A 19676-nucleotide genomic window follows, 5' to 3' on the forward strand; every position below is an offset into this window, starting at 1 on the left:
TAGGCTATATGGGCGGAGATTTACAAGGTATCTTAAATAACGCTGACTACATAAAAGACATGGGTTTCACCGCAGTATGGATGACGCCAGTACACGATAATCCAGACTATGCGTTCAACGGTGATGAGCCGATTACTTACGGTGGTGCATTTAAAGACGGCGGTAAAACCGGATATCACGGCTACTGGGCTACAAACTTTTATAAAGCTGACGAGCACTTGGTTAGCGACAATTTAAGTGTAAGTGATTATACCGCGAAAATGCGTGAGCACGGTCTTAAGTCGGTGTTTGATATTGTAGCGAATCACGGCACGCCAAGCTTTACCATGCAAAAAGACTTACCGGGCTATGGTGAAATTTATGATAAGGATGGAAACTTAGTTGCTGACCATCAAAATCTTGCACCTGAAGATTTAGACCCTAAAAACAATCCGCTACATAGCTTTTTTCATGACTATCCAGATTTAGTAAAACTTTCTAATCTAGATGATGAGAACCCGGCGGTACGCGACTATCTCATAAACAGTTATCTGTATTGGATTTCTCAAGGTGCAGATGCGTTTAGAATAGACACAATCAGACATGTTCCTCATGCGTTTTGGCGAGAGGCATCTGACCGCATTCGTAAGCAGCACCCTAATTTCTTTATGTTTGGGGAAGCATTCGATTATGAAGCCAATAATATTGCGCAGCATACCTTACCAAAAAATGGCGGCGTCAGCGTCCTCGACTTTCCGATGCAAAAAGCCATGGTACGTGTTTTTGAAAAGCCACTAGAGAGTAATTTTGCTGATCTAGAGAAGGTACTTCACCTTACTCACGGCCCTTATCACAATGTTTATGAATTAACCACCTTCTATGATAACCATGATATGGCGCGAATGAATGCTACTGATGAAGGCTTTATCAATGCCCATAATTGGTTGTTTACGGTTCGCGGTATTCCGGTGGTTTATATGGGGTCTGAAATAGGCTTTATGCGCGGAACAGCTGAACATGCGGGCAATCGTAACTATGTGGGTCAAGAGCGCCTCGACCAAGCAAAGGAGCATACTATCCAACAGGCGCTAACAAAAATTGCTAATGTTCGCAAAAACACAGTTTCGCTGCAGCGCGGTGTTCAAGTAAATATCGAACTTAACGGCCATCGAGCGGCATTTTATCGTGTAATAGATAACGAAGACGCTCAAGAGACTGCACTAGTATTATTGAATAAAGGTAATTCACTGGAATCCTTCGATATTAGTGAATTCATGCAGTCTGGAGAATGGGTAGAACAACTAACTGGTCAGACACTGACCGTGGCAAGCAGCGCTTCGGTAAAGACTACTGTTAAGCCAAATGGCGTACAGGTATGGGTGCGTGAAGGGGAAGTGAACAACCTTGATTTACTTGAGCAAATTAAGTATCAGTTGGCTCGTCAATAGACATATACTTAATACAGCAAGACGGGAATTGGCTGAATATTGGTCGTTGACAAACGTATGCTTTGAACACTGAGTATAAATGATACTTTCAAGCCAACTAAGAAATGTAATAGTTACGCGCGCTTAAGTTGAAATCTGAACCTTAAAAAAGCCCCGAATATTAGTTTTCAGGGCTTTTTCGTTGATACGAGATTTGCTGCTTATAAAGATTTTACTCGCTACCACAAGATTGGCGAATAATGACATCCGCGGGCATTAAATAGTCCTGAACATCTTCATTGTTGATTGCTTTTAACAGGGTATTCACCAGTAACTCGCCAGCCAGTTTAGTATTTTGCTGAACGGTAGTAAGCGATGGAGTGGTGTAGGCAGACACAGCAATATTGTCGTAGCCAACTACTGCAACGTCATCAGGAACATTCACGTTGGCTTGTCTTAGCGCTCTTAATACGCCCATGGCGATAAGGTCCGATGCGCAAACAAATGCATTGGGTAACTCACCGCCTTCAAGTAATGACTTTACGGCTTGAGAGCCTGCATCCTCAGTGGATATAGCGTCTCTTTGCACGCTTGTGCTACTCAGTCCGTGCTTTTTGAGGGCGTCAAAATAGCCGTTAAATCGCGCTTTAAATTCAGGCGCGTGCTCACCATTATCGCCGATAAAAGCAAACGAACGTTTACCTAACTTTATAAGATGTTCAGTTATGCTTTGGCCGCCTTGGTAATTATCGCAACCAATACTAATCCCTGGATGTGCTTCATCTGGCGCTCCCCAACGGACAAAGTGGGTGCCTTGTGATTCTAATTGAGCAACTTTATTTTGATAATCAGTGTAGTCGCCATATCCCAGCAAAATAATGCCATCCGCCTTATTCGAATCCTCATATTCGGCGTGCCAATCGTCATCTAGGTTTTGGAAAGAGACAAGTAAATCGTAATTGGCATGCGCGCAGGCCCGTGTGATGCTGCCCAGCATAGCTAAAAAAAACGGATTGATCATCGAATCATCAGACGTGGGATCTTCAAATAAGAGTAGGGCAATCGTGCTGCTCTTTTGTTTTCTCAAATTACTCGCGTTCTTGTCCACTTTGTAATTGAGTTCCCGGGCAATGCGTTGAACGCGATCGCGAGTTTCTTGGTTTACCAGCGGGCTATTATTTAATGCTCGCGATACGGTTGACTGCGAAACCCCTGCCAAATGGGCAATATCAAAAGAGGTTGCTTTTTCTTTCATAAATACCATTTTTTGCTGCTACGACAATGTTGTCGCAAATTTAGGTTACCACATTTTTCGAATAAGGCGTGTTTTTTGCGTCTCAGAGGCAGTATTGCAACGCAAAATTCATAAATCCTTAGTCTTTATCTATATCTCTGCTGATTTGGTTTAATGATAAAACCTGTGCTTAACGGTTGGATCGTTCTTAATTCAACCACTTGTCAGGCTTCTTTAAAGAAAACATGGTTGAAGTAATTGTGAGAGTGTTATACTCGCAAAGATTTTGAAATATTACGTGCATAAGGGGAACAAGCGAATGGCCGAGACTGAAAACCGTCCGACCAATTTTATCCGTCAGATCATAGACAAAGACCTGGCTAGTGGCTTACACAATGCTATTAAAACTCGGTTTCCGCCCGAGCCAAATGGCTTTCTTCATATAGGCCATGCTAAGTCGATTTGCTTGAATTTTGGTATTGCACAAGACTATACAGGAACGTGCAACCTGCGCTTTGACGATACTAACCCTGCAAAAGAAGACATCACATTCGTCAATTCCATAAAAGAAGACGTTCAGTGGCTTGGCTTTACCTGGGATGGCGAAGCGCGCTATTCATCAAATTATTTTGACCAGCTGCACGCATATGCCGTTGAGCTTATAGAAAAAGGCTTGGCTTACGTAGATTTTTCAGCACAAGACGTGATGCGCGAAATGCGCGGTACGCTTAAAGAGCCTGGTCAGAACAGCCCTTATCGCGATACAGACGTTGAAACGAACCTTCGTGAGTTTGCTAAAATGACGGCAGGCGAATATAAAGAAGGCGAGTGCAGTCTGCGTGCAAAGATAGACATGTCATCGCCGTTTATGTGCATGCGTGATCCGGTTATTTATCGCGTTAAACACGCTCACCATCATCAAACCGGTGATAAATGGTGCGTGTACCCGATGTATGACTTTACCCATTGTATTTCAGATGCCATTGAAGGCATTACGCATTCGTTGTGTACGCTAGAGTTCCAAGATAACCGCCGTCTCTATGACTGGGTTATTGAGAATATTAGTATTGACTGCACGCCGCGTCAGTATGAGTTTTCACGACTAAATCTAGAGTATACGGTATTAAGTAAACGCCGCTTGATTCAGTTAGTAGAAGAAAATCATGTAAACGGTTGGGATGACCCGCGTATGCCAACCATTGCCGGTTTGCGCCGCCGTGGCTATACACCTGGCTCTATCGTTGAGTTTTGTAAGCGGATTGGTGTGACTAAAATGGATAACATGGTTGAAATGTCCATGTTAGAAGCCTGTATTCGCGACGACTTAAACACTAATGCTCCTCGTGCCATGGCCGTTCTAGACCCCATCAAGTTGGTTATCGAAAACTATGAGGAAGGCAAGACGGAAACACTGGTTGCGCCTAATCATCCAAACGATGAGAGTATGGGTACGCGTAACATTGGATTTAGCCGCGAAGTATATATCGAAGCGGAAGATTTTCGCGAGTCAGCGAATAAAAAATTCAAACGCCTAGTGCTGGACAAAGAAGTACGCCTTCGTAACGCATATGTAGTCAAAGCTAATCGAGTTGAAAAGGATGAAGCGGGTAACGTAACAACCGTTTACTGCACATACGACCCTGGTACTTTGGGTAAGGATCCAGCTGACGGACGCAAAGTGAAAGGCGTTATTCACTGGGTGGATGCGGCAACCGCGCAGGCGGCCGAATTTAGGCTTTATGACCGCTTGTTTAACGTACCTAACCCTGCTGCGGAAGAAAACTTTACTGATGCGATTAACCCAGAGTCCTTTGAACTTAAACAAGGTTGGGTTGAAGCTGGCTTGGCGAAAAATGTTCCAGAAGTAGGTGCGTGGCAGTTCGAGCGCACAGGCTATTTCTGCGTTGACAACGACAGTACTGACGAAAAACCTGTTTTCAACCGTACGGTTGGCCTTAGAGACACTTGGGCAAAAATAGGCGAATAAGTTAGCCGTGTAAGAGAACGCAAACGTTAAAAAACCGCTTAAGTGCAAACTTAAGCGGTTTTTTATTTGGCAAAAAAGCTAATTTCTGTTTTGGTTTAGTGAACAGTGTTTACTCAGTCGCTTACGATTGTATCTAGATAGGAAAGCCAACAGCCCTTTTACAGTTCAACGTATTGCGTGCATCTAAGCTTCTTTGGAGATAAGCTATTTCGCTGTTTACTTTGGCTGGCAATCAAGGGACTGACCGTTTACCTTTATACTTTCATCACCCATTAAGTATAAGTACATAGGCATGATATCCGCTGGTGTTTTGAGTGTTTCAGGGGTTTCTGCAGGAAAAGCCTGCGCGCGCATGTGAGTACGAGTACCACCTGGGTTAATGCAATTAAAGCGCAGCGATTTGTTTTGATATTCATCTGCTAGGGTTTGCATGACGCCTTCTGTTGCAAATTTTGATACGGCGTAGGTGCCCCAAAACGCGCGGCCTTTTCTGCCTACGCTGGATGTTGTGAAAATCACTGAAGCATTATCGGCTTTCTCCAACGCAGGTATAAGCGCCTGTGTCATATACACCATACCATTAAGGTTAATCTGCATGACATCTTGCCATTCCTGTGCATCAATATCTTTAAACGCACTTAAATGACCTAAAATCCCAGCATTGTGAAGTACACCGTCCAGTCGGCCAAACTGATCAATGATAGTTTGTGTCATTTGCTGATAATGCGAAGGTGTTGCACCTTTTATATCAAGTGGAACAATGGCAGGCTCTTGTCCGCCGGCAGCGACAATCTCATCGTATACAGCTTCAAGCTTAGACACAGTGCGGCCCAGTAATATACAAATTGCGCCGTGAGCAGCATAAGTTTTAGCTGCTTGTGCGCCAATACCATCGCCAGCGCCTGTAATTAGAATAACTTTGTCCCGTAATAAATCAGCCGGTGCGTTATAGTCGTTCATTGTAATCCTTGAAAAGGTTAATTTTTATCGCGGTGATAAGGGTGGTTGTACCCATCTCAAAAATAGGTGAGAGATCATACCCAGCCTGACTCACAAGTAAATCAATGAATGAAAATTTCTTCAAACGTAAAAAAAGTTCACAAAAGTAGTTAACAAAACTTTGCAAAGTTGCAACAAAGTCAATAAGATTGAGTGAGATACAACTGGTCTAACATGTTTAAAACCATTAATTACACCTGTAAAGAAAACGCACAGCAGGCTACTTTTAAAAGAATTAGGTTTTAAACACAGAATAACAACAATGCTTGTAGGGAGTAGAGATGAGAAAACTCGTATTAAGTTCCAGTGTGGCCCTTGCGCTGGGTCTAGCAGGCTGTGGTGGCTCCGATGAAACCCTTTCCGACATTCAGGCCGAAACAGAAGTTCAAACCCCATTTTCACGAATTGTTTTTGACCCAGCAGCAGGGAACCTAAATATTCCTAATGACCTGCTTATGCTTCCGGGCGATGACGGTTTCTTCGATTACACACTAAACATTCCGGTGGCTGACCCTACCGATTTTGCAGACCCGCAAAACGCACTTAACGTTTTGGACGGTTGGTCTACGCAACATCCATTCGTTATTAACGTAGAAACACCGCCAGGTACCTCGCTTGATGAAAGTACACTTGCGGCTGGCGTATTGTTGTTTGAAGCTACTCTTGGTCTTGACCAAAGCGACCCAGACTGTGCTCAGGTCACTACGCCATCAGCGGGTTGTAAGCTTGGTGACCAGCTTACCTTTGGTGTTGATTATGTGCTTAGTCTAGCGGACAGCAACACTATTACATTTGTTCCATTAAAACCGCTCAAATCTGCACAAGGCTACATGCTTGTCATGACCACTGATTTGAAAGATTCCTCTGGCAAGTCTGTGCAAGGTTCAACAACCTGGGACTCTGTTAGACAAGACATTAACTCCAACCCTTTATCAAGCGATGCACAGCTTCAATTGCAGGGCCTAGTAAATTCATTAGTTAATCCGGTACTTGGCGCAGGTTATGACCGTGAAGACATTACTTACGTATCTGCCTTCACAACGCAGTCAATAGCTAACTCACTTGATACGATTAAAAAGGTGATGATTAGTCGATTTGCACAACTTGCTGCTGGTGGTGACCCATCTGCACCAACAGCACTACCAGCGATTACGGTTAGCGACGCTTCTGCAGCGCCAAATGCGATGGAAGCGCTTGGATTGGTTAACGAAACGGTTGTTGCAGGCGCGGTTGAATTGGGCAAGCAAGGCTTACCTGATAATATTCAAGCTGCTATTGACGCTACTGACTTTAGCCTGTTAGAAACATGTGCAGGTCTTGCCGGTACGGCTTCTGGTCAACTTGCGTCACAGTGGGGTGCACTGAATGATTTTGCAGTTGGCGTATCGACAGGTATTTTAGCGCAAGCGGGCCCATTTTGTGCTGCGCAGCGTTATGAAGGTAACATCGCACTGCCTTATTTCTTAGGTGTACCGAGTGCTGAAAACCCATTAGCACCGGTAAATGACTTTTGGAAAGCAGCGTGCGATAGCGGCATTGTACTAGCTGGCGCACCGCAGGAGCTACTTGCAAATGCAGAGCCAGGTCCAAATGCAGCTATGTGTTCCTCGCTAGGACTTGCTGACGTTCGAATTAATGGCGAAATGCTTGATAACGCAAGAAACATTACTAAATTTAATCCGTATCCACAGCCGACCGGCGGAAACATGGGTACAGAAACGCTAGACGTTCAGGTAACGATCCCTGATCCGGCAATTGCAGGTGCATTGGGCTTCCCGATTAGTATGCCTGAGGCAGGTTGGCCAGTGGTTATTCTAGCTCACGGCATTACTAGTCAGAAAGAAGACATGCTTGCGATTACAGGCACACTGTCTTTGGCTGGTATAGCGTCTGTAGCAATCGACCAACCATTACACGGTAGTCGTGGTTTTGATCTCGATGGCGACGGTAATGACGACCTAAATGCAACCACGGTTAGTGCTACTCACTATATGAACCTAGCGAGTCTACCTACTGCACGCGATAATTTACGTCAAAGCGTGTCAGATTTACTTGGATTGCGCTTAGGTCTAAACGCTGTTGTAGATACCACTGCTGCACAGAACGTTAAGTTTGATATGTCTCGTGTTTCTATTATGGGTGTATCACTTGGTGCGATTACCGGCGGCAACTTCGCGGCAGTTGCTAACACGTCGATGGGTGGTGACTTAGCGGCACTTGACGGTATGTTTGCCGTGAGACAAGCTTCTCTTGAATCTCCGGGAGGCGGCGTGGCGCAATTCTTACTAGAATCTGCTGCTTTTGGCCCATTAATTAAAGGTCTATTGTTGTCTCAAGCATCTGAGGACTTTGTTGCACTGCTTAATCAGCTGTATGAAACAACTGACGTAAGCGAAGAGCAGCTTCGCGCAGCTGTTGCAATATTTGAAGATAACTTGACGCCAGAACAAGCGGCAGCTGTGAATGCGGTATTTGCCGAGTTTGCTTTTGCTGCGCAAACAGTTATGGATGCAGGTGACCCAACAAACTATGCACAGACGTTGGGTAGCACTACGCCAGTTCACATGATGACGGTAGTGGGTGACGGTAGCGCAGAGAACTTACCTGATCAGGTAATCCCAGTTTCAACTGCACTGCCGCTTTCAGGTCAGCTTCCACTCGCTTCTACCATTGGTTTAGATCAAGTGACTACCACCCAAGGTCCGGGTACAGACCCAATCAGCGGTTTGGTACTGTTCAACAGCGGCGCACATGCATCTAGCTTAAGCCCAACAGCAAGCGCGGCAGTTACCACCGAGATGCAAAAAGAAGTGGCAGGCTATATTGCTTCTGATGCATTAGCGCTTCCAATTTCGGATGAGAGCGTTATAGCAAACTAAAAAGGTATTAGTTCTGTAAAATACAATGTAACAACTGCTTACATTTAATGTTGAAAAAGCCGGCTTTTGAAGCCGGCTTTTTTTTATATAAATTATAATGTTGTTTGAATGTTTCACGTTGTTAATGTAGTGTAAAATTCAGGTCGGATCAGTATGATTCTTGATACTCGCTTCTCAGCATAGAATGGTTATATATGCTTATGAGAGAAGGGCCTTTTCATTTATTACAGGGATTCAATGCGATGATTAAAAAAAATACGTTTGCTACTAAACAAACGCTTATTGCGCTTTCTCTAGCTACGCTGTTGGCGGCGTGTGGAGACAACGACAACGATTTCTCAAACGTAGAGCAACCAGCACCAACTCAGCCAACTACTCCAGATCCTACACCAGCACCAATACCAGCATTTTCGCCTGACGGTTCACTCTCAGCCGATATTACATGGACAACTTACGGGGTGCCGCATGTTAAAGCGGATAATTTAGAGAGTATGGCTTATGGCGTTGGTTATGCTTTTGCTCGAGATAATCTTTGTGTATTGGCAGATCAAATACTGAAATACAACTCAGAACGGGCCAAGTATTATGGACCGGACCTAAATCCCGGTAGCGGAGATTCCGAGCATCTTATTAATGACTTCGGTTTTTTGACACTAGGAATAAGAGAGCTGGCCGAAGAGAATTTGCCGAGACTTTCAGCGAACTCACGCGCTATGTTTCAGGGATATACCGCGGGCTACAATCGTTATTTAAGCGAAACACCAATTGAAGACCAAGACCAAAGTTGTGCCGGGCAGCCATGGGTAACTGAAATAGACAGTGTTGATCTTTTAACCTATTCATTGGGTGTGGCGCTTCTTCCAGGGGCAGCTAATTTCCTTGGGCCAATGTTTATTGCTGCACCTGAGGGGAAAAGTTACTTACCCACACCTGCAGCATCAACAAGCGAGGTCGCAGCTTCTGTTAATATTGCGCCAACGGTCGCTTTACCTGAAAGAAATCCCCAGGAAATGGGGTCAAATGGATGGGGTCTAGGCAGTGACAAGACAACCAACGGAAAAGGTATGGTTCTTGGAAACCCACATTTTCCGCATACCGGTAACCTTCGTTTCTGGAATTTTCATGCTCAAGTACCGGGTCATTTAAATGTTACAGGTGGCTCGTTAATGGGTTTGCCAGGTGCAGTTAATATTGGGTTTAATGAGAGCGTTGCATGGACACATACATTCTCTACAGCCGAGCATTTTGTAGTTTATCAACTCACTCTCGATGAAAACGATGAATCTGGTCTTACCCATGTTGTTGACGGCAATAGACGAACTATTTACGAAAAACCACTGCAGATAGATGTTGCTGTAGGTGGTGGGCAGACAATTAAGCTCAATAAAACGGCTTACTACACCAACTACGGGCCTATGATAGAAGTGCCGGGTAATTTTGATTGGACAGGGAACAACGCGTTTGCAATAAAAGATGCCAACTTACCTAATTTCGATATCGTTGATCATTGGCTTGCCATGAACATGGCAACATCGATGGATGAATTTAAGCAAGCGTTTAAAGATTATGATGGCGTTATTTTTAATAACACTATGGCGGCTTCTGCTGACGGTCAGGTTTTTTATATTGATGACTCAACCGTTCCTAATTTAACTGAAACAGCGATAGAGCAGCTCACAACAAATCCGTTGCTTATTCAAACTAAAGCGGCTGCAGGCTTCACGGTTTTACCTGGAAATATTTCTCAGTTTGATTTCGAAGGGCCCGTGCCTTACGAAGAAGCGCCAAAATACGAAGGTACTGACTCGGTACAAAACTCTAATGATAGCTATTGGCTAACTAATCTCGATACGCCTATTGTGGTAAGCAACCCGCTTTTCGGTAATGTGAACAACCAACAATCACTGCGTTCGCGTATGGGTCAACAGTTTATCGAAAATGAAGCTGGGAGTGACGGTACTTTCACGCCGGAGGAAGTAGAAGGTTTGCTGCTTAATAACAGAAGCTATTTAGCAGAAAATATTTTGCCTTCGTTGCTTTCGATGTGTGCAGAACAAGGTGATACTCCAGTTGATGTAGACGGTACCAATGTGGATGTGTCACAAGCTTGCGCAGCACTTGAGGACTGGGATGGCACAATGAACCTAGCAAGCACAGGGGCCCATGTGTTCAGAGAGTTTGCTTTTCAATTTAATCAAGCGCCACAATGGGAAATACCTTTCTCCCTCGATGCGCCTGTCAGCACGCCATCTGGTTTGGTTAAAAACGAAGTTACTCTTCAACATTTAGCAAGAGCAACTCAGGTTATCGAGCAAGCAGGAGTTGCTTTCGATGCACCTTTAGGCGAGGTACAGTTTGTTGAACGCAGCCTACCAAACGGTGCACCATCAGGTATTAAGTTGCCTTGGGCGGGCGCGCACAACATTGAGGGCGGCTTTAATGTGTTTGACGTCATTCGAAATAGAAACGGAACACTCCTTCCACGTCATACTTATGACCCGGTTAATAGCAATACCATCATGAGTGCTGAAGCAGAGGGTTACCACATAAATTATGGTACGAGTTGGGCTATGGTTATTAACTTTACCGACAATGGACCAAAAGGGCGCGGTATATTGACCTACTCACAATCACGTAAGTATGGCAGCGAGCATTTCTTGGACCAAACCGAGCTTTATTCTGAGCAGCCAACACTGAGAGACATCTTTTTCACGGAAGAAGAAATTGAAGCCAATAAGATTGAGCAGCTTACCCTATCGTCAGACTAGCGTGAGACTGGTATTATAGCGCAATGAAAACAGCGACTTTGCCGTTAATCGGTAAGGTCGCTATTTACTTAATTGTTGTGACGTTATGTTACCCGCTTATCTTACTAGGAGTAGAGTTTGGAGTTTTTGTACGAGTACGGTTTGTTTGTTGCCAAAGCAGCGACACTGGTCATTGCTTTTGTTGTAGTGGTATCAACCATTGTTGGCGTTGCAAGTAAGCAAAAACAGGGAAAAGGGCAGCTTGAAATCGTGTCTATTTCAGAGCAATTAAAAGACATCACTAACTACGCAAAGCAGGTGTTGTTAGATAAAAATGCACTTAAAAAGTTGGCGAAAGAACAGAAAAAAGAAGAGAAAGCAAAAAGTAAAGAAAAAGGCGACGATACCCAAAAGTCTCGACTATATGTGATTGACTTTAAAGGCTCTATGGATGCAAACGAGGTTGAACACTTACGGGAAGAAATTACAGCTATTTTATGCGTAGCTAATAAAGACGATGAAGTACTGGTTCGTCTAGAGAGCGGTGGTGGTGTTGTGCACGGATACGGCCTAGCGGCGTCACAACTCCAAAGGATTAAAGAAAAAGGGATAAAGCTGACCATAGCTGTAGATAAAGTCGCCGCTAGTGGTGGTTATATGATGGCGTGCGTCGCTGACAACCTTCTTGCCTCTCAATTTGCGTATATCGGAAGTATTGGCGTACTGGCTCAACTTCCAAATTTTAATAAGTTATTAAAGAAAAACGATATCGAGTTTGAACAGCACACTGCGGGCGAATTTAAGCGCACTCTAACGGTGTTTGGTGAAAACAACGATGAAGGCCGCGCAAAGTTCAAAGAGGAAATTGAAGAAATTCATGTGCTCTTCAAAGATTTTGTGCAAAGCCAGCGCCCAGATATGGACATCGACAAGGTGGCAACCGGTGAATACTGGCCAGGTATTAAGGCTAAAGCGCTTGGCTTAGTTGACGACATTACTACATCGGATGATTACATCCTTTCTCACTATCCAGCGCGAGAAATCTTTAGCGTAAAATATTCAGTGAAAAAGAATGTTGCAGAAAAACTTGGTATGTCGGCAGCAAATGTTGTTGAGCGTGTTTTTATGAAATCTATGAATAAAGCCCGTCACTGGTTTTAATGTCAAGCTCACGTCTGCGACTGAAAAAACGGTATTTCGACTTTTTTTAGTAAGGCAGGCGTGAGTTAAGTTTTTGAACCTACAAGAAAGATAATAAGAAGAATATGGCACGGCATACGAAAACCGATATATTGGATGCGGCTGAATATTTGTTTTCTCAAAGCGGTTTTACACAAACCTCGATGCGAGAAATTACCGCCAGAGCTGAAGTGAACCTTGCATCCGTCAACTACCACTTTGGCAGCAAGAAAAACCTTATTCAAGCGGTTTTTAAGCGCTATTTCGACCAGCTTATGCCGGAAGTGAAATCCTGCTTAGCTTCGCTACCGCATATCGAGGGTGTGAAGGGCGTTGAGCAGCTACTTTATTCACTCATCCCACCTATGATAAATCTTAATAAGCTATCTACTCAGGGCACCGCCACCTTTGTTAAGTTACTAGGGCGAGGGTATAACGAAACTCAGGGTCACTTGCGAAAGTTTTTAATGAATGATTATGGTGATTGTATCCGAGCGCTCGTTGACGCTATAAGGCGTTGCCTTCCGGAATTACCAGAGGAGGAGCTATTCTGGCGATTGCATTTTGCAATGGGAAGTTTTGTGTTTTCTATGGCGTCGAGCCAAGCATTAACAGAGATTGCAGAATCAGATTTTCATAAGCACGTTGATATTGAAGAAGTGATTCAGCACCTTGTTCCATTTGTGGCACAAGGGCTAGCAGGCAGGTAATACCACTCCGCTTAGACAATCAAATACTTTGGTATCAGCTGTTACTATTGTTTTACGGGTGGTTACAGATGAGGTGTTTTACGTAATGAGGAGCTGGCCATGCAACTTCGCATTACGTAAATCCCTTTTGTTTCGAATTGCTTTCTATTTGTTAACCTAGCGAGGAAGGGTGGCGCCAGGTGCTTCTGCATTAAGTTTTTCTGCCCAAAAGTCTTTCACAGAAAATCCTGATTTCGTGGGGCTTGTGGCTTTTTTCTTCGCTGTGCTAGTCGCGGTAGTTGTATTTTTCTTCTTTGAAGTTTTCTCAGCAGAATTCCCGTGCTGTGACTCCAATGACGCTATCATCTCTTGAAGTTGTGCGAGTCGTACGTTCTTACCACCGTCTACGCTGTACCATCCACTTTTACTTTCGATATTAGGGCTTTTACCGTGAGCCTTCTTATAAGCGTCAGTGAAAGCTGCCAACACGGCATCTTTGTCTAAGTTTGTCATGCTTTTTTGCTCTTTAATTTGTTAACATAGCGAACGATTCAAAACCTATAAAAGCGCTGGCTGAAACTAATATTGATGTAGCGCTTCACGACAAATTACCCAAGCCGACAAGGTGAACATCTGCAAATTCACAAACTACTTGTGTTTGCCCATAAGCAGTAATTTTGAATAACGTTCGCGTCTTTTTATAGCGCTTTTTGGCCTTTTTGTCTAATTTTCAACCGGAGGACTTGTGTCTATTACCAATCTAGAACTACAGAATTATCTTGATGGCATGCTTAGGGTCAAAGAAATAAGTGATTATTGCCCTAACGGTTTACAGGTAGAAGGCGCACGGAATATAGAGACTATTATAACGGGCGTGACGGCATCGCAAGCGTTAGTTGATGCTGCCGTAGAAAAGCATGCGGACGCTATCATTGTCCACCATGGCTATTTTTGGAAAGGTGAATCTCAAGTAATTACCGGCATGAAAAAACGTCGTCTCTCAGCGCTGCTTGCTAACGATATTAATCTGTATGCCTATCACCTTCCATTAGATGTACACCCAGAATTCGGCAATAACCGTCAACTTGCAGCGCTTCTAGGAATTGAAAATGTGAGCGCGGTAAGTAGCGTTAAGCCGCTGGGCGTTGTTATGCAGGGAAATTTAGTAGAGTCGATTGACGGTCAAGCCCTGCAATCGAAATTAAAAAAACTTCTAGGACGAGAAATTTTAATTGAGGGCCCTGTCACTAAGCCTATTTCAACCATTGCTTGGTGTACGGGAGGCGGACAAGGGTTTATCGAACAAGCCGTGGACCTTGGTGTCGACGCTTTTATTTCCGGCGAGGTATCCGAGCAGACAGTACATACTGCCAGAGAAATGGGGATCACCTTTTTTGCCGCTGGTCACCATGCTACTGAACGCTACGGGGTGAAATCTTTAGGTGAGCACATAGCAGAACAGTTTGATGTGACTGTTCAGTTCATTGATATCGATAATCCTGCTTGATGTAGAGTAAGGTGTATGAACAACGATCGTATCTTTGATGGAATTGCTGAAAAATTTTCAAATAATATTTACGGTACAACAAAAGGAAAGCTAAGGCACACCTTACTCTGTGATGTGCTTTCGCCCTATGTTGCAAAACCGCTGCGCGCCATTGAGATAGGCGGCGGAACAGGGGTTATGTCTGCCCATTTAGCGTCAATGGGGCACACTGTTACGCTAACCGACGCATCTAAAGATGTGCTCGAACAAGCTGCTACTGTTCTTAGTGCTTGTGACGGCATAACGATAAGACAGCAGTACCTGCAGGCTATAGAAGACTTAGCTGACTATGATTTGGTTGTGTGTCATGCAGTGCTTGAATGGCTTGACGCGCCTTTCGATGCAATCGACTATATTTTTAACAATATGAAGAGTGGGGCGTCTCTTAGTCTTAGCTTTTTCAACCAGGATGCAAACTTATTTGCAAATGCCATTTACGGTAACTTTGACTATATCGCCAAAGGCATGAAAGTAAAAAAGCAGGTTAGGCTTAATCCTAACCAGCCGTTAAGTGCTATGCGCGTTGTGGAGCACTGTGAGGCGCTTGGTTTTCAGGTGTTAGAAAAAGCTGGCATTCGATGCTTTCATGATTATATGCGCGATATAAGCCATCAGAGCAGTAAGTTCGACGAACTACTGGCGCTAGAACGTCAATATCATACAAAAGCACCTTACATGTGGCTTGGCAAATATTTCCAATTAATACTTAAAAAGCCGTAAGAGCATGCCTTTTTCTTTTCCCAACAGCTTATTGTGTTAAGCAGCTTGGATTGGAAAAAGGCGCAATAAGTGAGTGTATAAATAGACCATCAAAAGCGACAATGGCTCAGAGCCTGTTGCCGCCATACATTATATTATCTAGCGTTATCTCTCCAATTTCATGGAGGGCTTCTTGAGTAAAAAAACCTTGGTGCCCGGTTATTAAAACATTGGGGAAGGTAGTGAGCCGTTGAAAAACATCATCCTGAATAATCTCCTGAGAATGATCGCTAAAGAAGAGTTCAGACTCGCGTTCGTAAACGTCCAAGCCTAGGTAGCCGATTTTCTTCGACTTTAGGCCCTTAATAACCGCCGCATCATCAAGTAACCCCCCTCGAGACGTGTTAATAAGCATGACACCGTCAGGCATCTTGGCAATGCTGTCAGCGTTTATTATGTGCTGGCTATGTTCATTGAGCGGGCAGTGCAACGTAATAATCACGCTTTTTGAGAGCAGCTCGTTGAGAGAGACATATTGAGCCCCCATGCCGCTAACAGAAGGATCCTGTGTTGGGTCAAAGCATAATACATTGCACCCAAACCCGAGCAATATTCGAATGACCGCTTTGCCAATTTTGCCCGTTCCAATAACGCCAACATTTTTTTCATGAAGCGTAAAGCCCATTAAACCTTGTAAGTTAAAGTTACCCTCTCTAACCCGGTTATAGGCCTTGTGTGTTTTTCTGTTCAATGTAAGGATAAGCGCAAGCGTATGCTCTGCAACAGTTTCAGGGCTGTAAGCCGGTACACGACTCACACTGATCCCCATTTCAGCTGCCGCGTCCACATCCACATTGTTGTAGCCGGCACAACGAAGCGCTACGTGGCTTACATTATTTTGACTCAACGCTTTAATTGTAGCTTCGCTTACATCGTCATTTACGAATACCACAACGTCAGAGAAACCTTCACAACTTAAAGCTGTAGAGGGGTTTAGCGGATGTTCAAAAAACGTTGCCTCTATGGGAGAGGTTAACGTCTCATTGCGTACATTGAGCAGTTCAGTAAAGACCTGCTTTTCATAAGGCCGAGTACTAAAAAAAGCCACATTCCTGCTAGAGCCGTCGTCTAGCGATAAACCTTTTTGTTTCATATGCCTTACCCCTTGAGCAGGTAATTAAAGTCCTGTTGGAACGATCAGTCAACAGGTAAATGCTTAACGATATCGGCTTCTATTGCCGAAGGTTTGATGGTGGGCGCGTATCGCTTTAATACCTTGCCATCTGGGGTGACAAGAAATTTTGTGAAATTCCATTTTATTCGCTTGGTTCCTAATAGGCCTGGCGCTTCTTTTTTCAATGACTCAAAAAGTGGATTTGCCTCAGGACCGTTCACAATAGTTTTTTGAAATAAAGGGAAAGACACACCAAAATTTAAACTACAAAACTCTGCAATATCTTCATCACTCCCTGGCTCTTGATGACCAAATTGATCACATGGAAAACCCAGTATTTCCAGACCTTTGTCTTTATACTTTTTGTAAAGTGCCTCTAACCCTTCATATTGTGGAGTAAACCCACATTTACTGGCGGTATTGACAATGAGCAACACTTTCCCTTTGTATTGTTCAAGGGTGATTTGTTCGCCGGTATTGCGGGTAATGTGATGCGAGTAGAGTTCCAAAGTAAATTCCTATGTTTTTGTTGTTGTTAAGTCTGTTACTCTTAAGTAATCAAAACATTGATGTTTATCTTCTAGAGTATATTTTGTATGAGTAATTTGAAAGTGAGTTTTTTAGGCTTGGGTGTTATGGGTTTTCCAATGGCCGGCCATTTAAGCAAAGCGGGTTACCCTGTGACTGTTTACAACCGAACGGCGCAAAAAGCCAAAGACTGGGTAACGACTTATAATTTAGATGCCGCACAAGTTAAGGCTTGTGAAACGGTTGCTCAGGCCTGCGAAGATGCATCCATTGTTTTTATGTGTGTAGGAAATGATAACGATGTGAAAGACGTTGCCTATCAAGCGCTTAAAGTGATGAAACCGGGCAGCGTTCTTGTGGACCACACTACTGCATCGGCGGATATAGCCAGAGAGCTTTACGCTGCTTGCACAGAAAAAGATATCGGCTTTCTTGATGCACCTGTTTCGGGAGGACAGGCAGGTGCCGAAAACGGTCAACTGACGGTAATGGTTGGTGGCGATCAAGAATCCTATGATAAAGCAGAACCAGTAATGTCTCATTATGCTCGACATAGCCAGCTATTGGGCAAGAGCGGTAGCGGTCAATTAGCAAAAATGATGAATCAAATATGCATCGCGGGTATCGTTCAAGGGTTATCAGAAGCATTGCATTTTGGCCAAAGGGCCGGTTTAGATTGTAATGCTGTAATTGATGTAATCAGCAAAGGCGCTGCGCAATCTTGGCAAATGGAAAACAGAGCCAGCACAATGCTAAGCAATACATTTGATTTTGGTTTTGCGGTTGATTGGATGCGAAAGGATTTAGGCATTGCGTTAGATGAAGCGCGTAAAAATGGATCAACGCTAGCTCTTACTGCACTTGTTGATCAATATTATGCCGATGTTCAGAAGTTAGGTGGAGGACGTTGGGATACCTCTAGCCTGTTAACACGCCTCAAATAATTTTACGCTGGTAGATACTTAAACGTTAACGCTGATCCTGGTTAACAATCAGGGTCGCGTTTTCATTAATAGCTTTAAATCGATTGCTCTTGACTAGAAAGAATAAGCTGTTCAAGACGGGCTTTATTAGTTTCATTTAATTTCATCGTCGATATCTTATCGATAAGCTGTTTTAGGTTAAATTTTCGATACACGCCCGTATCTGCCTCAATCATGCACTGAAGCAGGTTTAACCCAAATGCTGGCGTTTCTTCAGAGAGGTGAAACGCGTCATAGAAGTGCTTCATTGCGCTTGTGAAACTCCCTTCGATAAATAACTGGGTGCCGGTTTGGTTGATAGCAACGGCCTGTTCATGATTTAACCCTAAACGTTCCCCACCTGAAAATATGAGTTCATCATTCATGACTTGTTCAGAGATGACCTGTAACTCAGCGTTTTTTTGCTTAGCCATCAAAAGTAGTTCACCCGCTTTACGCTCGTCGCCTAAACCGTGATGGACTTTAGCTGCAATCACTAAAATCGAAGGCTCTGTTCGCAAATAGTTGTCGATGTGATCGCCTTCAAGCAGGTGCGCCGCTTTTTCTAAATCGTTCTCAATTACTGCGCCGAAGGCAAGGAGATAATCTCGCTTTTGAAGAATTTGTGGATCACCTTGGCTTCGCCCTGCTATACCTACTAGCTTACGGGCCTGAGACAAACTCTCTGTCCGATTTGTCTCTGGGGACTCTTCCGCTAACAAAAGATAAAATTCTGCAAGTTCGAAAGTAAAGTCAACAAACCTGTCTTTAGCGCTTCTGTGCATTGCTCTTTTTTTCTGAAGTAAGTCAATGGCTTCTATGACTTTATCCTGCTTCTGAAAAGCAATAGTTTTTAATTTAGCTGCGGGAAGACTTAGCTCGCTAAAGTTGATTTCGTTTAAATATTTTTCTACATCTTCAAACGCACTTTGCTCGAAGGAAATGGACGCTAACCATTCAAAGGCTTTATCGCGAGCAAGACTTGAATTAACTAAATCGCTTAAATGGTTTTTGCAATCTGGCCACTGACCTGACGCATACTGGCACTTAATTTTACCCCATTGAGCCCAAAGTACCTTTTCCGAACGGGTCAACACGTCTTCATAAATACTTAGTGCGCGGCGAATTTCTCCGCAATCGACAAGAAGACGAGCGTAAAGCTTTCTGATGTCTCCAACAAGACGAGGTGGAATGCCTTCTTTTATCTTCGCTCTAATAATATTTACTGCTCGGTCTGGCTCTCTATTATCAAGCGAATGCAACGCGTTCTTTATAAAGTCTCGGTACGTTAAGTAGTGGTTAACTTGCCGGGTCAGGGATGCGATTGTATAGGGTTTTATAAGAAGGACATCAGGTTGCAGGTCCATAATACGACCAATGATTTGTGGAGAGCGATCTGACGTTAAAAAGATAATGCCCGTGCTTGGACGAATAAACCCCGCCTCGCGAAGATTATGAACCCATTCTACACCGTTTTTACCTTCACCGAGGTGGTAATCCATAAGCAAAAGCTCAAAGTTCTGCTTTTTTAGCGCGGCCTTAAGTTCAACACCTGTAGCAAAACTACTCACTTCTAAGTTTGCAATAGACATAAGGTGCCCTCGAAGCGCAGTTCGAGCGGTGGCATTATCCTCTACAATAGCAATT

15 protein-coding genes are annotated in these 19676 nt (G+C 43.8%); 9 read left to right on the top strand and 6 right to left on the bottom strand.

Annotation, left to right across the window (positions count from 1 at the left end; translation table 11 throughout):
* On the top strand, nt 1-1427 hold a 1427-nt coding region (locus GVO62_RS09585; RefSeq protein WP_159118825.1), incomplete at its 5' end, for an alpha-amylase family glycosyl hydrolase.
* 211 nt (nt 1428-1638) lie between these two features.
* Here the strand turns inward: GVO62_RS09585 and GVO62_RS09590 are convergent.
* Nucleotides 1639-2661, bottom strand: coding sequence for a LacI family DNA-binding transcriptional regulator (locus tag GVO62_RS09590; RefSeq protein WP_159118908.1), 1023 nt, complete (start codon nt 2659-2661; stop codon nt 1639-1641).
* Nucleotides 2662-2959: 298 nt separating this feature from the next.
* Between GVO62_RS09590 and glnS the strand changes: the two genes are divergently transcribed.
* Entirely contained in the window at nt 2960-4627 is a 1668-nt protein-coding gene (gene glnS, locus GVO62_RS09595) for a glutamine--tRNA ligase (RefSeq protein ID WP_159118827.1), read from the top strand.
* A gap of 216 nt (nt 4628-4843) precedes the next feature.
* Here glnS and GVO62_RS09600 read toward each other — a convergent pair whose 3' ends face one another.
* Entirely contained in the window at nt 4844-5587 is a 744-nt protein-coding gene (locus GVO62_RS09600; RefSeq protein WP_159118829.1) for a YciK family oxidoreductase, read from the bottom strand.
* A 320-nt stretch (nt 5588-5907) separates the two neighbouring features.
* On the opposite strand from GVO62_RS09600, the gene GVO62_RS09605 reads away from it, so the two are divergent.
* From GVO62_RS09605 to GVO62_RS09620, 4 genes are all read left to right on the top strand, one after another.
* Nucleotides 5908-8505 (top strand): VolA/Pla-1 family phospholipase, encoded by a 2598-nt coding sequence (locus GVO62_RS09605; protein ID WP_159118831.1) that lies wholly within the window; start codon nt 5908-5910, stop codon nt 8503-8505.
* Between the two features lie 242 nt (nt 8506-8747).
* Nucleotides 8748-11273, top strand: a complete 2526-nt coding sequence (locus GVO62_RS09610; RefSeq protein WP_201282653.1) for an acylase — start codon at nt 8748-8750, stop codon at nt 11271-11273.
* A 117-nt stretch (nt 11274-11390) separates the two neighbouring features.
* Nucleotides 11391-12413 carry a protease SohB gene (gene sohB, locus GVO62_RS09615; RefSeq protein ID WP_159118833.1) on the top strand — a complete coding sequence of 341 codons (1023 nt, stop codon included), beginning with the start codon at nt 11391-11393 and terminating at the stop codon, nt 12411-12413.
* 104 nt (nt 12414-12517) lie between these two features.
* On the top strand, nt 12518-13141 hold the full coding sequence (locus GVO62_RS09620; RefSeq protein ID WP_159118835.1) for a TetR/AcrR family transcriptional regulator: 624 nt from the start codon (nt 12518-12520) through the stop codon (nt 13139-13141).
* Between the two features lie 156 nt (nt 13142-13297).
* Here GVO62_RS09620 and GVO62_RS09625 read toward each other — a convergent pair whose 3' ends face one another.
* On the bottom strand, nt 13298-13633 hold the full coding sequence (locus GVO62_RS09625) for a hypothetical protein (RefSeq protein ID WP_159118837.1): 336 nt from the start codon (nt 13631-13633) through the stop codon (nt 13298-13300).
* Nucleotides 13634-13865: 232 nt separating this feature from the next.
* Between GVO62_RS09625 and GVO62_RS09630 the strand changes: the two genes are divergently transcribed.
* Together GVO62_RS09630 and GVO62_RS09635 are read left to right on the top strand one after the other, a co-directional pair.
* Nucleotides 13866-14627 (top strand): Nif3-like dinuclear metal center hexameric protein, encoded by a 762-nt coding sequence (locus GVO62_RS09630; RefSeq protein ID WP_159118847.1) that lies wholly within the window; start codon nt 13866-13868, stop codon nt 14625-14627.
* Between the two features lie 15 nt (nt 14628-14642).
* Nucleotides 14643-15386, top strand: a complete 744-nt coding sequence (locus GVO62_RS09635; RefSeq protein ID WP_159118849.1) for a methyltransferase — start codon at nt 14643-14645, stop codon at nt 15384-15386.
* Between the two features lie 106 nt (nt 15387-15492).
* Here the strand turns inward: GVO62_RS09635 and GVO62_RS09640 are convergent, their stop codons facing one another.
* Both GVO62_RS09640 and GVO62_RS09645 read right to left on the bottom strand, forming a co-directional pair.
* Complete coding sequence (locus tag GVO62_RS09640) at nt 15493-16518, bottom strand: 2-hydroxyacid dehydrogenase (RefSeq protein WP_159118851.1); 1026 nt, start codon at nt 16516-16518, stop codon at nt 15493-15495.
* Nucleotides 16519-16562: 44 nt separating this feature from the next.
* Entirely contained in the window at nt 16563-17048 is a 486-nt protein-coding gene (locus GVO62_RS09645) for a glutathione peroxidase (RefSeq protein WP_159118853.1), read from the bottom strand.
* A gap of 87 nt (nt 17049-17135) precedes the next feature.
* Between GVO62_RS09645 and GVO62_RS09650 the strand changes: the two genes are divergently transcribed.
* Nucleotides 17136-18011 carry an NAD(P)-dependent oxidoreductase gene (locus GVO62_RS09650; RefSeq protein WP_159118855.1) on the top strand — a complete coding sequence of 292 codons (876 nt, stop codon included), beginning with the start codon at nt 17136-17138 and terminating at the stop codon, nt 18009-18011.
* A gap of 74 nt (nt 18012-18085) precedes the next feature.
* On the opposite strand, the gene GVO62_RS09655 is transcribed toward GVO62_RS09650, so the two are convergent.
* Nucleotides 18086-19621 carry a response regulator gene (locus GVO62_RS09655; protein WP_236547118.1) on the bottom strand — a complete coding sequence of 512 codons (1536 nt, stop codon included), beginning with the start codon at nt 19619-19621 and terminating at the stop codon, nt 18086-18088.
* Nucleotides 19622-19676: the final 55 nt, after the last annotated feature.

The sequence above is a fragment of the Alteromonas sp. KUL150 genome (assembly GCF_009811475.1).
Classification (GTDB): Bacteria; Pseudomonadota; Gammaproteobacteria; order Enterobacterales; family Alteromonadaceae; genus Alteromonas; species Alteromonas gracilis.

What these genes read in the sequence shown, in the direction of transcription:
- GVO62_RS09590 (WP_159118908.1), bottom strand. Translation starts at nt 2,661, where the DNA reads ATGAAAGAAAAAGCAACCTCTTTTGATATTGCCCATTTGGCAGGGGTT.
- glnS (WP_159118827.1), top strand. Translation starts at nt 2,960, where the DNA reads ATGGCCGAGACTGAAAACCGTCCGACCAATTTTATCCGTCAGATCATA.
- GVO62_RS09600 (WP_159118829.1), bottom strand. Translation starts at nt 5,587, where the DNA reads ATGAACGACTATAACGCACCGGCTGATTTATTACGGGACAAAGTTATT.
- GVO62_RS09605 (WP_159118831.1), top strand. Translation starts at nt 5,908, where the DNA reads ATGAGAAAACTCGTATTAAGTTCCAGTGTGGCCCTTGCGCTGGGTCTA.
- GVO62_RS09610 (WP_201282653.1), top strand. Translation starts at nt 8,748, where the DNA reads ATGATTAAAAAAAATACGTTTGCTACTAAACAAACGCTTATTGCGCTT.
- GVO62_RS09620 (WP_159118835.1), top strand. Translation starts at nt 12,518, where the DNA reads ATGGCACGGCATACGAAAACCGATATATTGGATGCGGCTGAATATTTG.
- GVO62_RS09625 (WP_159118837.1), bottom strand. Translation starts at nt 13,633, where the DNA reads ATGACAAACTTAGACAAAGATGCCGTGTTGGCAGCTTTCACTGACGCT.
- GVO62_RS09635 (WP_159118849.1), top strand. Translation starts at nt 14,643, where the DNA reads ATGAACAACGATCGTATCTTTGATGGAATTGCTGAAAAATTTTCAAAT.
- GVO62_RS09640 (WP_159118851.1), bottom strand. Translation starts at nt 16,518, where the DNA reads ATGAAACAAAAAGGTTTATCGCTAGACGACGGCTCTAGCAGGAATGTG.
- GVO62_RS09650 (WP_159118855.1), top strand. Translation starts at nt 17,136, where the DNA reads ATGAGTAATTTGAAAGTGAGTTTTTTAGGCTTGGGTGTTATGGGTTTT.
- GVO62_RS09655 (WP_236547118.1), bottom strand. Translation starts at nt 19,621, where the DNA reads ATGTCTATTGCAAACTTAGAAGTGAGTAGTTTTGCTACAGGTGTTGAA.